Here is a 14552-nt window from a genome sequence, read left to right as displayed (position 1 = left end):
ATACGTAATGCCTGTCTTACTCATCCTGTTTTTTAGCCATGCACCTAATGGCGGGGCGGAAGAGGAACCCATGGTAGAGCCCAATGAATATCAAGAAAGGGATATTGATATTCAAACGGAGTATTTCCATGAAGAAGGATTGTTGGAACAGAAGCGCAAACTGCCTGAAGAACAAAAGGACCTCACTTTTGAAAGAGGGAAATATGATGCCGTTGACTCGGTGAAGGACTCACTGTTTCTGTCCCCGGTAACGGAGAATCAGAATAATACCATTGCTTCAAAATCAGAACAGCTTGGGTTATTCTCGGAAGTGGCCATTCGAACGAGAAGCGAAGAAGAAACAGAGCCTTCCCTTAATTTTGACCTGACGATATTGCTCGGCATCGTTTTGGCACTTTTGGTCGTTTGTTTGTTTTTTATCCTTATCCCGAAAATGGGGAAGTTAAACGGAGATGTTAAACGAAAATGAAAACAGCCCGATTCCTAAGTCAGGAATCGGGCTGTTTTGCTACATATCCATAACGGTTTTAATAAGCCCTAAAAGAAAGGCGGCTACGAAGGTCAAAATGAAGAATTTTTTATACATGATCAGTACCTCTTATATCTTATGAGTGGATTGCATCATTTTAGCATAAACAAGACGGAAAGGAAGTTTCCTTAAAATGTACAGATCGGTTGGGTGTGGCTTCATTGCCCTGATGACCGGTGCGGGAAAAGGAAAAGGATGCGCCAATTAATTTTGGCGCATCCTCCTATCGTGTTATTTGAACAAGTCAGGATAAACAGTTTTTGCTGCGAGTTCAACAGCTTCCCCGATCCTTGGACCAGGACGTGACATGACATTTTCATCAAGCAAATGGACGTCATCGTTCTTCACCGCATCGATATCTTCCCAGCCCTTACGAGATTTAATTTCACCAACGGCATCATCTGAATACGTGGCGGTGGTGATGATGGATTCAGGGTTCCTTTTGACGATTTCTTCATCGGATACTTTAACCCAGCCTTTTTGGTCATCAAAGATGTTTTTTATTCCGGCAGTGTTCAGGATTTCATTTTGGAAGGTATCCGATCCTGTTGTATAGATTTCCGGAGCAGGGCTAATTTCAAAGTATGTTTGTTCCTTTTCATCTAAAGTTTTCACTTTTTCTTCGACACTTGTAATTTGGGATTTGATATCTTTCACTAATTCATCCCCTTTTTCGGCAACACCCATCACTTTAGCAATCTGCCCGATATCACCATAGACATCATCGAAATTTGCCGCAGATTTAATGATGAATACAGGGATGCCGGCATCTTCGAGTGGTTTCAGTGCCGTTTCATCACCAATGGTATAGGCAATGATGGCATCAGGTTTCAAGGCAATGATTTTTTCTGCATTTATATTAACAGAGTCTGAAACATGTTCGATATCCTTCGCTTCCTTTGGATAATTATCGAAGTCTGTCACGCCAACGACTTTATCACCCTGTTCAAGGGCAAATAAAATTTCCGTATTGCTTGGCTGTAGTGAAACGACCTTTTCCGGGATTTTCTCGAATTTTATTTTCTTACCAGTATCATCCGTAACGGTATAATCCTTGATTTCTTCGCCTTTTTTAGTCTCTTTATTATCCTTTGCGGATTGATCATCGTTCACTCCGCATCCGGTAAGGAAAAGCGTAAGCATCAGCATGGAAATCCAACTGAATCGTAGGGTTCTCTTCATTATTTATTCCTCCGTTTTCTTTTTCATGGGTTTGGTTGGGTATGATTTACTTATAAAAGGAATCTCCTCGATCCCCTGTTGCTTATTTACGTAGACTGCCATCACGAATAATACATTTGCAAGCAAGTGAGCGTAATCAAAAAGTATTCCTGGAATTTCCTTTTCCAGACTTACCTTGTGTAAAGCTCGCACGGACTTTTTGGCCTCACTGCGGCAAGTATGCAAAGTACATGCTGCGGTTGATCCTTGTGGAAGGACGAATGTTTCGATTCGATCCTTCACTTCAGCGACATACCGGTCGTAGATTGCACTTAAACGGTCGAGATCATCGCCGGTAATGGCTAATTCCCCACGGACTGAACCATTTAAATGGGAAGCCATGGGCAACAATTCCATTAAGTCACGGTATACATCGGGGACGTCCTCAGTTAGCGAGGCGGCCAAGCCGATTTGTGTCGTCAATGAGTCTGTGCGGATTTCAAAATCGACGGTCGATACGGACTCACGCATGTATGGGTAGCATAAAAAACGAAAGTCCTTCTTTGTCATAAATCTTCCTCCTTTTACGTATTGGGTGAATGACCTCCGTATTGCTTTTCCCTGCAAGACAAATAGCCGACCAAGAGTTTTGGTCGGCTTCGGGCATCTATGTATCTGTAGTAGAAAAGAGATGGGAGAGCCGTACAATCTCCTATCTTCCGAAGAGCATAATACGATGAAAAAAGGCAGGTCTCCTGGCTTGTGCGTCATTTTACTCTAAGAACCTTCCCATTTGGGTTAAATGGACGGTAATCGGCGTGCGATTACATCCTCAAATAGTGGTATGCATTTTATTTCATTAGCACTTACAGTTGCGGAAACAGCTTCGGTTTTAAACCGAATTCCCTATTAAACTGACAATGCAGCACCTTTTTCTGCAAGGTTCATATTCACTTAGCAACAGTTTACCATACCTTTTTCAATAGACCGCATTAATATTTTTTAGACAAATTCGTTTATGGTTTACTGAATATCTAGTAAACTTACAATGTAAGGTTTAATTGGAGCTTAATGTAAAATCTTCGATATAGAAAAGGTATGAAATAATAGTGTTAATGTGAATCTGTGAATCCCGGGAGGTAGAGAATGATTTATAAGCAGGTCAATCAAAAACTGGAAATGGTTCTGGGGAATATCGAAAAGGTGATTATCGGAAAACGGGATATAGCAGAACTAAGTATCGTGGCACTCCTTTCCGGTGGACATGTCTTATTGGAGGATGTTCCGGGCGTGGGGAAGACAGTCATGGTAAGGGCACTGGCAAAATCTATAGGTGCAAGCTTTAAGCGAATTCAATTCACACCTGATTTACTTCCTTCTGATGTTACTGGTGTTTCGATCTTCAATCCTAAGGAACAAGAATTCATTTTTAGGCCGGGTCCGATAATGGGACATATTATTTTAGCCGATGAAATTAACCGGACCTCGCCGAAAACTCAGTCTGCATTGCTTGAAGCCATGGAAGAGGCAAGTGTGACGATTGATGGTGTCACAAGGCGATTGGAGAAGCCGTTCTTCGTAATGGCGACACAAAATCCGATTGAGTACGAGGGAACATATCCGCTTCCGGAGGCTCAATTGGATAGATTCCTATTAAAAATGAAAATGGGTTATCCAGGTGTGGAAGAAGAGATAGAGGTTCTTAATAGAGCTCAATACACGGTACCGCTTGAGGAGCTGGAATCCGTCATCACATTGGATGAATTGATAGAATTACAGGCTGAAGTAAAAGCTGTGATAGTGGACGACACAATAAAACGATATATTGTTGAATTGGCGAATCGAACACGTGCACATGAAGGGGTCTATTTAGGTGTAAGCCCGCGTGGATCGATAGCATTGATGAAGGCATCCCAGGCTTACGCGCTGCTCCAGGGCAGGGACTATGTTCTGCCGGACGATGTTCAATATTTAGTTTCATTCGTATTTTCCCACCGGCTTATTTTGAAACCTGAAGCGAATTATGATGGCTTCGATGCTGGAATGGTGATACATGAAGTTGTGGCGACAACACAGGTGCCTGTGAAGCGGGCTATGACCTAATGCGCAAATTCATCAACATTTTAAGGGGAAATATGAGTGTGGTCGGACTTGTATTACTCATGACCGTTTCCTTTTGCTATGCAATGTTTCAAGGCGGTTTTGTCAGTTGGTTCATTTTTTATTCATTTTTGCCGTTTTCTGTGTACGCTTCGATTCTGCTGTTTTATCCGCTGCATGATTTGACTGTTGAGAGGAAGGTCAATAAAAGGGAATGCCAAGCCGGTGAATCAGTTGAAATGGCATTGACGTTTACCCGTAAAAATCGGCTGCCCCTATTATTTATGGTGGTAGAGGAGGAATTGCCTCAGCAGCTGGAAGATAGGGGATTCCAAAGGAAAATAATTATCTTTCCGGGATTCAGGCGTACCTTCAGCATGTCATATACCTTGGAAAACTTGGAGCGTGGAGAGCATTCGTTTCAATCGATCCGCTTTTGGATTGGGGACTTTTTAGGGTTAGTCGAAAAGGAAGCGATATATAGTTCACCTCTGAAAATAACTGTTTTTCCTCGTTATCATGAGCTTGCCTATAGTGATCTTGATCGAGTGTTCAATCATGGGGCAGTGGTTTCAACAAAGAAGACTCAACGGGAACATTCAGTGGTATCCGGAGTAAGGGAATATCAGCCAGGCGATCAGTTGTCATGGATTAATTGGAAGGCGACGGCCAGAACGAGTGAAATCATGACGAAGGAATTCGAAGTGCAGAAAAACCGGGATGTATTCATCATGCTTGATGAAAAGCCGTCGGATTTATTCGAAGAATCCATTGTAATGGCGGCTTCCGTTGCCCACGCCATGTTAAAGAAAGGCATGGAAATTGGGTATGTGAGTATGGGATCGAGCATGATCATACCGGCAGCAGCAGGCAATAACCAGAAACGAAAGATTTTTTACCGACTTGTTAAAGAAGAGCCGAGTGTTGTAAACGCATTGAACGAAAACGTCAGGAAGGGAATTCTTCCGGCAAACGCTGCTGTGATATTCATCGTTTCAGACTTAACTTTAGAAAAGGTGGACATATTGAGTGCTTTCCGGCCTATTCAGGGATTAATGTTATGTGTGAAGAAACAGGCAGATCTTACTGATGAGGAAAGGTTGTCAAGTTCTACAGCTGTTTCGAGGGGGATAAAGGTTAGCTTTTTTGAACATGACCAACTAAAGTTTGATAGATCAGAGGTGATGGCAAAATGAATGTCACTACCGAAAAGCTAGAAAGGTTCATGCATGTCCTAATGTATGTATTTGGTCTGGTGTTGATTACTGAATGGTTAAGGCCTGTCGATAAACTCACCGATACAGGTAATATCATCATTTTTATCTTGTTTTTGCTCTATTCCCTGCTACTGCATTATTTCCGCATACATTGGTCAATCCGATTTATTCTCATTAGTGCTTATATAATGATTTCATTACAGTTCCTCCATTCAAAAGACGCTTTATTTCAATTGTCATGGCTGAAGGGATTTCTAGCGGATTTTAAGGGCAATCTTGGTTTTATGTATGATGGGAATTGGGAGTTGATCACAAATCCATTTCGAACGTTGCTATTTTTTGTCCTTCTTTGGCTTGTAACATATTTGATCCATTACTGGGTGATGGTGAGGCAAAGCATCTTTTTCTTTTTTATGTTAACGGTGATTTTTATATCGGTACTTGACACATTCACTCCTTATGTGGGGGATATGGCAATGATAAGAATAATCATCATCGGCTTCTTGATGCTAGGCCTGCTGTCCCTGCTGCGGCTAACGATACAGGAGAGGATTAAGTTTCCGATGGCTTCCATCAATAAGTGGATCTTGATGCTGACCGGCATGATATTGGTAAGTGTCCTTGTTGGTTTCGCTGCCCCGAAGCTCTCTCCGCAGTGGCCGGACCCAGTGCCTTATATTACTTCCTATTCTGATAAAGCGGTGAAAGAAGAAGGTGGCTCGAAGCGTAAAAGTGTCGGATATGATGAAGACGATTCGGAACTTGGCGGGTCGATAGAGCCGGATAGTTCCATCGTTTTTTATAATAATGCTCCTGCAGGACATTACTGGAAAGTCGAGAACAAGGATATTTATACCGGTAAAGGGTGGGGTTCGATACTGGAAACGGACTTTCATACTTTTTCCAACGGACAGGATATGGCTTCTTTAGATATTTACGACGTTCCTGAAGTGGTGAGGACAGAAGAAATGACGGCAAAAGTGTCCATGACGGAATCATATTCCCATATCCTTCATCCGCAGTCCGGGTATTTAAAAAAGATTGAGGCCAAAAACGGGATGGATTTCAAATATTATCAGGGTATGGACAAAGTTATTTCCGAACAGGATAATGGCGAACGACTGTCCCTGAAAGAGTATGAGCTTTTCTATGATATGCCGAGTTTTGATATAGCTGAGTTAAGGAAGGTAACGGATCCCGACGAATCCATGGATTTAATAATGGAAAAAAATACTCAGCTTCCAGAGGGATTGCCAAACCGGATATATGAATTGGCATCCCGGCTTACAAGGAATGAAACGAATTGGTACGATAAGGCAAAAGCCATTGAGGATTATTTTGACGGACCTGAATTCATCTATTCTAAGGACGATATTCCGTATCCGGAGAGCAATCAAGATTATGTCGATCAATTTTTATTCGAGACACAGATAGGGTATTGCGATAATTTTTCAAGTGCAATGGTCGTTTTACTAAGAGCCGCCAATATACCTGCAAGGTGGGTAAAGGGTTATACGGAAGGGGAAAAATCAATCCTTGATGGCGAATCCGTTTATAAGGTGACTAATAATAATGCACATTCCTGGGTCGAGGTTTATTTTGCAGGGATAGGCTGGGTTCCCTTCGAGCCGACAAAGGGTTTCGATGGGGAAGTTGAATTTTACGATTCGGAATTGAAACAGGAAGTGATGAACCCTGAAGAAACCCCAACTAATGAAGAGCAAACAAAGAAAGAGACCAGGGAACGCCAAGATACACCCGATAGGGAAACTAAATCATCCGTGAAAACTGGTATCGGGAACATGGAATGGTTCTTAAAATGGACTGCGATCACACTGTCAGGTGTATTGATACTTGCTTCTATTGGTTATTTCTTCAGAAGGAAGTGGATTCCTCATCTGCAGATTCTTCGTTATAGAAAGAAAACCGGTGCTCATTTCTCGACAGCCTATTTAATATTATTGAAACAATTAAAACGAGCTGGTTTGGTTCGTCCGGAGGGGCAAACTTTAAGGGAGTACGCCACCTATGTGGATGCAGTGTACGATACGTTTGAGATGAGTGAATTAACGGCTAAATACGAGTTAATGATATATCGTGGAGACGTGGAAGATGGCGAATGGAAACACTTTCAAAAGGGTTGGGAAAGCTTAATGAGAAAAACTAGCTCTTGACCAGGTTTTTATTATATTGATACAATAACAAAAACTAACTTAAACTAATATATCCTTCATATATCCTCGATAATATGGATCGAAAGTTTCTACCGAATCACCGTAAATGATTTGACTATGAAGGCGGATTTTAACAGGAAAGCTGAAAATCTGCCTTCGTCTGTACTTTTTCTGTATTTTTGAGGGTGGATTTTTAGTTTTTCTTTTTTTATGATAATATTTTTTATAAGAAATTATCACTCGGTTTTATGAGTGAATTACATTGATAGAGGTGACGTTTGTGCCGGGGAAAACAGAATTGCAAAAAAACCAGGAAATGATCGTAGTACTTGATTTCGGAAGCCAATATAATCAGTTGATCACTCGTCGTATCCGCGAATTTGGTGTGTACAGTGAGCTTCATCCTCATACAATTACTGTAGAAGAAATCGAGAAAATGAACCCAACGGGAATAATTTTCTCAGGGGGTCCGAACAGTGTTTATGATGCAAATGCATTTGGTTGTGATGAACGCATATTCGAAATGGACCTTCCGATTTTCGGTATTTGTTATGGCATGCAGCTTATGACTAAACATTTTGGCGGTAAGGTGGAGCCAGCGAAAAACCGTGAATACGGAAAAGCGACACTTTCCATTCAAAATGAGTCTAAGCTATTCAGCGACCTGCCGAAAGAACAAATCGTCTGGATGAGCCATGGTGATTTAGTGGTGGAAACGCCTGAAGGGTTCAAAGTTGATGGGACGAACCCGTCTTGCCCAATTTCGGCTATGAGTGACGAGTCACGTAAATTGTATGCCGTGCAATTCCATCCTGAAGTCCGTCATTCGGTATACGGGAATGACATTTTGAAAAATTTCGTATTCGGCGTTTGTGGCTGTAAAGGTGACTGGTCGATGGAGAACTTCATTGAAATAGAGATGGAGAAAATCCGCCAAACGGTCGGAGATAAAAAAGTGTTATGCGCATTGAGCGGCGGTGTTGATTCATCCGTGGTTGCTGTATTGATCCATAAAGCGATTGGCGATCAGCTGACATGTATTTTCGTTGATCATGGATTACTTCGTAAAGGGGAAGCCGAAGGTGTAATGGAAACATTCAGTGAAGGCTTCAATATGAACGTAATCAAGGTCGATGCAAAAGAACGTTTCCTATCGAAACTTGCTGGCGTTTCAGATCCGGAACAAAAACGGAAAATCATCGGTAACGAGTTCATCTACGTATTCGATGACGAAGCAACGAGGCTCGAAGGAATTGATTTCCTTGCACAGGGTACACTTTATACAGACATTATCGAGAGTGGTACGGCCACTGCACAAACAATTAAATCGCATCACAACGTTGGCGGTCTGCCGGAAGATATGCAATTTAAATTGATTGAGCCTTTGAACACTCTATTCAAGGATGAAGTGCGCGCACTTGGAAGTGAAATGGGCATTCCGGATGAAATTGTTTGGCGTCAACCATTCCCGGGTCCAGGTTTAGGTATTCGTGTATTAGGCGAAATTTCAGATGAAAAACTTGAAATCGTTCGTGAATCTGACCATATCTTACGTGATGAAATTAAAAAGAATGGTTTGGAACGTGAGATCTGGCAGTACTTTACGGTGCTTCCTAACATTCGAAGCGTTGGGGTAATGGGCGACGCGCGTACGTATGATTACACAATCGGGATCCGTGCTGTTACATCCATTGACGGAATGACGTCCGATTGGGCGAGAATCCCATGGGATGTACTTGAAATCATCTCAACGAGAATCGTTAATGAAGTAAACCATGTAAACCGCGTCGTGTATGACATTACGTCTAAGCCGCCTGCAACGATCGAGTGGGAATAGAAGATTAAAATCATTTAATCAGTGAAGGAATTAACCTTCACTGATTTTTTTTGGTTAAAATAATTTTTGAATATGTAGATTACTTACATTTCCCGTATGTTGGCGAATATATAGCCATAATAAGTAAGGAATATATAGCGAAAAGCGAACATTGCCTAAAATTACATAAAAAATATTCGTTTGATATATTGACGATTATTTTAGTGATTGGTACACTATACCTATAATAATAAAAAAACATAATTGTCGTATAATATTGGGGATATGGCCCAAAAGTTTCTACCAAGCTGCCGTGAACGGCTTGACTACGATGTGTATGGATTGGCGACTATGGATAAACCGCCACTTCTTTACATGACCGCAGTCAAGCCCCGTTCGAAAGTGAATGGGGCATTTTCTGTTGGCTTATGATTTTATGATAGGGGAGACTCATAATGAAAAATTATTTTCGGTTTAACGAGCTGGGAACTAATTATCGCCGTGAAATACTTGGCGGCCTAACTACGTTCCTTTCAATGGCATATATCCTGGTTGTTAACCCTGTGATGCTGACTTTACAAAGCATCGAGGACTATCCGGATGAATTGAGAATGGACTACGGAGCGGTTTTTGCAGCTACCGCCTTAGCAGCCGCAATTGGCTCGATATTGATGGGACTTATAGCCAGGTATCCAATCTCTCTTGCCCCGGGCATGGGATTGAATGCTTTCTTCGCTTTTACCGTTGTACTTGGTTTTGGGATTCCTTGGCAGACGGCTTTATCAGGGGTATTGATTTCAGGTATAATATTCGTTTTGCTTTCATTATCGGGTATACGTGAGAAAATCATTAATGCAATTCCGGTCGAATTGAAATACGCAGTTGGAGCCGGTATCGGTTTGTTCATTACCTTTGTAGGGTTTCAGAATGCTGGAATCATCACGAATGATGACAGCGTACTTGTCGGACTGGGCGACTTGACATCAGGAAATACTTTATTGGCTGTGTTCGGAATTGTCGTAACCGTCATTTTGATGACGAGAGGCGTAAAAAGCGGCGTGTTCATAGGTATGGTCATTACGGCCATTGCAGGAATGATTTTTGGACAAGTTCCGGTGCCGGAGAAAATAATCGGTGCCGTTCCTAGCATAGCGCCAACATTCGGGGTTGCGTTCGATGCCTTCGGAAATCCCGGTGATCTTTTCACTGGTCAAATGTTAATCGTGATATTGACCTTCTTGTTCGTAGCTTTCTTTGATACAGCCGGTACGTTAGTGGCTGTTGCGCAACAAGCTGGACTGATGAAGGATAATGTACTTCCTAGAGTGGGAAAAGGATTACTTGCTGATTCATTATCCATCGTTTCAGGTGCAATTCTTGGTACATCCACCACGACATCATATGTAGAGTCTACATCAGGTGTTGCTGCTGGTGCTCGAAGCGGTTTTGCGGCTGTAGTGACAGGGTTGCTGTTTGTCCTATCCCTTTTCTTCTTCCCGCTTCTTTCGGTTGTGACATCTGCGGTGACTGCGCCGGCATTGGTTATAGTCGGAGTGTTAATGGCATCATCACTTAAAAATATTGACTGGCAGAAGTTTGAAATTGCGGTTCCGGCCTTCTTTACGGTCATCATGATGCCTATGACATATTCAATTGCGACAGGTATAGCTTGCGGATTCATCTTCTATCCTATCACCATGTCGATGAAAGGAAGAGCTAAAGAGGTTCACCCAATCATGTGGGGTCTTGGAGTCGTCTTCCTGCTATATTTCATTTTCTTGAAGTAATAATGCAAGTATGTAAGGAGAGTCCCGATTTCGGGGCTCTTCTTTCATGTTGTAAGAGAAAGCTCATATCGTGTATAGTAAAAAGACTAAGTATTAAGTACTTTATCCTGTACGGGGCATAGGGATGACTTTGAGAAAAAAGAGGGAGAAAAATGAATGGCTTTATCGTTGAAAAGGTTTTGAACAATAACGTGGTGATTGCCACGCATCCGTCGTATGGAGAAGTCGTTTCTATTGGAAAGGGCTTAGGCTTCAACCGAAAGAAGGGCGAAGAGTTAAGTCCGGAACTTGCGGAGAAAACGTTTGTCCTGAAAAATGTTAAGGAACAGGAAAGTTACAAAAAACTTTTGCCGCAGATCGATCAAAATCTTCAAGCCGCCATTATAGAATCCATTCATCTCATTAACGACCGAGTAACTGGGAAACTCAATGAACATATACATGTCGGTTTAACTGATCATTTATTGTTCGCCCTTCAGCGTGTTTCACAAGGAATGACTATCAAAAACCCATTCTTGAAAGAAACGATAACCCTTTATCCTTTTGAGCATGATATTGCTGTTGATGTAATCGAATTAATTCAAGATAAGACAGGCATAGGCCTGCCCCAAGGGGAAATTGGTTTTATTACGCTTCATATTCATAGTGCAATATCAAATAAAGACTTATCGGAAGTCAATCAGCATTCGCAGTTAATCTATCATCTTATCCAGGTCGTTGAAGAACAGCTCAACGTAAAAATTAATAAGGATAGCATAGACTATTCACGTTTGGTCCGTCATTTAAGATTCATGATAGACAGGGTGTTGGCAGGGGAAAAAGTAGAGGAACCCGAAAAAATAGCAATGCTATTGAAAGAAGAATATCCTCTGTGTTACAATATCTCTTGGAAGCTAATAAAAATTATGCAGCAAAAATTAGGCAGACCGGTTTGTGATGCGGAAGCTGTCTATCTAACGATGCATATCCAGCGATTACAAAAGAAAATTAAATAAACATACATTAACTTACGTGTTACTGATTCGATCAGGCATAAGTGAGGAGAATGATTGGTATGAAAGAGGGTATTATATACCTGAATTTTCATTTCAATCCTATCTTTGCTTATGCCTTTTTTGTATTTGAATTCTGATGCGTGGGAAGATGAATACCATCGTTAAATGTAACCGTTTTATTAGCGTGGAAAAACAGTAAAGAGGAGGAAAACCTATGTTTAAGAAGTTGTTTGGTGTTTTGCAAAAAATTGGAAAAGCTTTGATGCTTCCTGTAGCCATTTTACCAGCGGCTGGAATTTTGCTTGCGTTTGGTAATGCACTGCAAAACGAAACTTTGTTGGATATCGCCCCGTTTCTTGCGAGTGGCGGAGTGGAAATGGTTGCATCGGTAATGGAGAATGCCGGAAATATTATTTTTGGGAATCTTCCCTTGTTGTTTGCTGTGGGGGTCGCAATTGGGTTAGCTGGCGGAGAAGGTGTTGCCGGCCTGGCCGCGATTATCGGGTTCTTGATTATGAATGTAACGATGGGAACTGTTCTTGGGATTGACGCTGCCGACATTGAGAGCAATGGTGCGGTGTATAGTAATGTTCTGGGAATCCCGACGTTGGGGACGGGTGTGTTCGGCGGTATTATTGTCGGTGTCATGGCTGCTGTTATGTATAATAAATTTTATGAAATTGAACTGCCTTCTTATTTAGGATTCTTTGCAGGTAAACGCTTTGTACCCATTGTAACAGCCGCAAGCGCAGTTATTCTTGGGTTGTTGATGATTTTGGTTTGGCCGACGATTCAATCGGGGTTAAATTCATTTTCCGAAAATATGTTGGGTGCTAACCTGACTCTGGGAGCTTTCGTGTTTGGGGTTGTAGAACGTGCGTTGATTCCTTTCGGATTGCATCATATCTTCTATTCGCCATTCTGGTTCGAATTTGGCAGTTATATCCCTCAAGGCGGGGGAACGCCAGTCAGAGGAGACCAAGCCATCTTCATGGCACAAATTAAAGATGGTGTACAGAATTTAACGGCAGGTACCTTCATGACTGGTAAGTATCCATTCATGATGTTCGGGTTACCAGCTGCGGCTTTGGCCATTTATCATGAGGCAAGACCGGAAAGAAAGAAAATAGTCGGGGGCTTGATGGCTTCTGCGGCACTTACATCTTTCTTGACGGGGATTACTGAGCCACTTGAATTTGCATTCTTATTTGTTGCACCGGTACTTTTCGGGATCCACTGTCTGTTTGCGGGTCTATCATTCATGACCATGCATTTATTGGACGTAAAAATCGGGATGACGTTTTCCGGTGGGTTGATCGATTACGTACTGTTCGGTTTAATTAATCCGCAAACCAATGCATGGATCGTTATTCCGGTTGGTTTGGTCTTTGCGGTTATCTATTACTTTGGATTCCGATTTGCGATAAGGAAATTTAACCTTAAAACTCCTGGCCGTGAAGTGGAAGAGGATGAGGAAGCGGAAGGAACTGCAAGTACAGCTGGAAGTCTTCCTGGGGATATCTTGGATGCTATGGGCGGAAAAGAAAATATTTCTCACTTGGATGCATGCATTACCCGTCTTCGTGTATCAGTCAATGACATCGGTAATGTTGATAAAAATAGGTTGAAGAAACTTGGTGCCGCTGGAGTTCTGGAAGTGGGTAATAACATCCAGGCAATCTTCGGACCGCGTTCAGAAACGATCAAGGGGCAAATGAAAGATATCATCGATGGAAAAAGGCCTCGTAAAGTAGAAGCGTCTCCTGAAGTAGGTGTGGAAAAACAAATTGAGGATGTCGTCCCGAAACCTTTACGGACGGATGAAGTTTCCGAGCGTTTTGTTTCTCCTATTAAAGGGGAATTAAAACTGATCACTGAAGTGCCTGATGCAGTTTTTGCTGAAAAAATGATGGGTGATGGATTTGCAATTGTACCGGAGGAGGGGTTGGTTGTTTCTCCTGTAGACGGTACTATCGTTAACCTATTCCCGACTAAACATGCAATAGGTATCGTTTCCGAAGCTGGACGTGAAATCTTGATTCATGTCGGGATCGATACAGTTAAGTTAGAAGGCAAAGGTTTCGAAGCACTTGTCGCTCAAGGAGATAAAGTGACAAGCGGACAGCCACTTCTTAAAGTTGATATAGAGTATGTCAAAAACAATGCCAGCTCTATCATTACGCCAATCGTTTTTACTAACCTTTCCGAAGGTGAAAGTGTGAAGATTGAAAAGGCCGGAAATGTAGATAGAGAAGAAGCGGACGTAATTTCCATCAATAAATAATCATTGATAACAGGAGGGCAGCTATAATCGGCTGCCCTCTTTGTTATTGATAATTCATTAGCAGGGTCCGGCTTCTATAGAAAGAAAGTAGTGTATATATAGAAGAAGGTGGTTTGTGAAAAAAATGAAAGGAATTTTAAAAGATTAAATTGACTTATCTATATGCAAGTGCTAATATATTAAATACACCGCTTGAGACAAAAAAGATATACAAGTAAATGATAACTTGTTGTTGACTTTATGTTTGAAAGGTGTTACACTAATTAAGTCGCTAACGAAGCGATGGAAAATATTGCTCTTTGAAAACTGAACAAAACAAAGCGCCAACGTTAAATTTTAAGTGAGCACACACTATCAAAAAAGCAAATGAGCAAGTCAAACATTTCTTCGGAGAGTTTGATCCTGGCTCAGGACGAACGCTGGCGGCGTGCCTAATACATGCAAGTCGAGCGAATCGACGGGAGCTTGCTCCCTGAGATTAGCGGCGGT

Annotated in this window: 10 protein-coding genes, 1 rRNA gene and 3 riboswitches; of the genes, 9 read left to right on the top strand and 2 right to left on the bottom strand. The window is 41.8% G+C overall.

Annotation, left to right across the window (positions count from 1 at the left end; genetic code table 11):
• Positions 1–7 precede the first annotated feature (7 nt).
• Positions 8–469, top strand: coding sequence for a type VII secretion protein EssA (gene essA, locus J7J00_RS21725; protein WP_214794529.1), 462 nt, complete (start codon positions 8–10; stop codon positions 467–469).
• Between the two features lie 291 nt (positions 470–760).
• Here the strand turns inward: essA and J7J00_RS21720 are convergent, their stop codons facing one another.
• Positions 761–1711: an ABC transporter substrate-binding protein gene (locus J7J00_RS21720; RefSeq protein WP_214794526.1), complete on the bottom strand. Its 951-nt coding sequence runs from the start codon at positions 1709–1711 to the stop codon at positions 761–763.
• Positions 1712–1714: 3 nt separating this feature from the next.
• On the bottom strand, positions 1715–2260 hold the full coding sequence (locus J7J00_RS21715; protein ID WP_214794525.1) for a hypothetical protein: 546 nt from the start codon (positions 2258–2260) through the stop codon (positions 1715–1717).
• A 158-nt stretch (positions 2261–2418) separates the two neighbouring features.
• Positions 2419–2638: riboswitch (cobalamin riboswitch) on the bottom strand.
• Between the two features lie 198 nt (positions 2639–2836).
• Here J7J00_RS21715 and J7J00_RS21710 point away from each other — a divergent pair.
• From J7J00_RS21710 to J7J00_RS21675, 8 genes are all read left to right on the top strand, one after another.
• Entirely contained in the window at positions 2837–3793 is a 957-nt protein-coding gene (locus J7J00_RS21710) for an AAA family ATPase (RefSeq protein WP_214794523.1), read from the top strand.
• 32 nt (positions 3794–3825) lie between these two features.
• Entirely contained in the window at positions 3826–4986 is a 1161-nt protein-coding gene (locus J7J00_RS21705; protein WP_214794521.1) for a DUF58 domain-containing protein, read from the top strand.
• A complete protein-coding gene (locus J7J00_RS21700; protein WP_214794519.1) occupies positions 4983–7181 on the top strand; it encodes a DUF4129 domain-containing transglutaminase family protein in 2199 nt (732 codons plus the stop codon). Before J7J00_RS21705 ends, J7J00_RS21700 begins: the two co-directional genes overlap by 4 nt.
• Positions 7182–7217: 36 nt before the next feature.
• A riboswitch (purine riboswitch) is annotated at positions 7218–7319 on the top strand.
• Between the two features lie 178 nt (positions 7320–7497).
• Positions 7498–9018 carry a glutamine-hydrolyzing GMP synthase gene (guaA, locus tag J7J00_RS21695; RefSeq protein WP_214794613.1) on the top strand — a complete coding sequence of 507 codons (1521 nt, stop codon included), beginning with the start codon at positions 7498–7500 and terminating at the stop codon, positions 9016–9018.
• A 226-nt stretch (positions 9019–9244) separates the two neighbouring features.
• Positions 9245–9346, top strand: a riboswitch (purine riboswitch).
• A gap of 106 nt (positions 9347–9452) precedes the next feature.
• Complete coding sequence (locus tag J7J00_RS21690; RefSeq protein WP_063235528.1) at positions 9453–10784, top strand: NCS2 family permease; 1332 nt, start codon at positions 9453–9455, stop codon at positions 10782–10784.
• Between the two features lie 152 nt (positions 10785–10936).
• Positions 10937–11779, top strand: a complete 843-nt coding sequence (glcT, locus tag J7J00_RS21685; protein WP_214794517.1) for a glucose PTS transporter transcription antiterminator GlcT — start codon at positions 10937–10939, stop codon at positions 11777–11779.
• A 214-nt stretch (positions 11780–11993) separates the two neighbouring features.
• Complete coding sequence (gene ptsG, locus J7J00_RS21680; RefSeq protein ID WP_214794515.1) at positions 11994–14063, top strand: glucose-specific PTS transporter subunit IIBC; 2070 nt, start codon at positions 11994–11996, stop codon at positions 14061–14063.
• 384 nt (positions 14064–14447) lie between these two features.
• A 16S ribosomal RNA gene (locus tag J7J00_RS21675) occupies positions 14448–14552 on the top strand; the annotation flags it as partial.

The sequence above is a fragment of the Bacillus sp. ISL-4 genome (assembly GCF_018613275.1).
GTDB lineage: Bacteria > Bacillota > Bacilli > Bacillales > DSM-1321 > Peribacillus > Peribacillus simplex_E.
This window is presented reverse-complemented; position numbering and strand designations above follow the sequence as displayed.

Coding starts and splice junctions, on each gene's coding strand:
- J7J00_RS21710 (WP_214794523.1), top strand. CDS start 2,837: ATGATTTATAAGCAGGTCAATCAAAAACTGGAAATGGTTCTGGGGAAT.
- essA (WP_214794529.1), top strand. CDS start 8: ATGCCTGTCTTACTCATCCTGTTTTTTAGCCATGCACCTAATGGCGGG.
- guaA (WP_214794613.1), top strand. CDS start 7,498: ATGATCGTAGTACTTGATTTCGGAAGCCAATATAATCAGTTGATCACT.
- J7J00_RS21700 (WP_214794519.1), top strand. CDS start 4,983: ATGAATGTCACTACCGAAAAGCTAGAAAGGTTCATGCATGTCCTAATG.
- glcT (WP_214794517.1), top strand. CDS start 10,937: ATGAATGGCTTTATCGTTGAAAAGGTTTTGAACAATAACGTGGTGATT.
- J7J00_RS21690 (WP_063235528.1), top strand. CDS start 9,453: ATGAAAAATTATTTTCGGTTTAACGAGCTGGGAACTAATTATCGCCGT.
- J7J00_RS21720 (WP_214794526.1), bottom strand. CDS start 1,711: ATGAAGAGAACCCTACGATTCAGTTGGATTTCCATGCTGATGCTTACG.
- J7J00_RS21715 (WP_214794525.1), bottom strand. CDS start 2,260: ATGACAAAGAAGGACTTTCGTTTTTTATGCTACCCATACATGCGTGAG.
- ptsG (WP_214794515.1), top strand. CDS start 11,994: ATGTTTAAGAAGTTGTTTGGTGTTTTGCAAAAAATTGGAAAAGCTTTG.
- J7J00_RS21705 (WP_214794521.1), top strand. CDS start 3,826: ATGAGTGTGGTCGGACTTGTATTACTCATGACCGTTTCCTTTTGCTAT.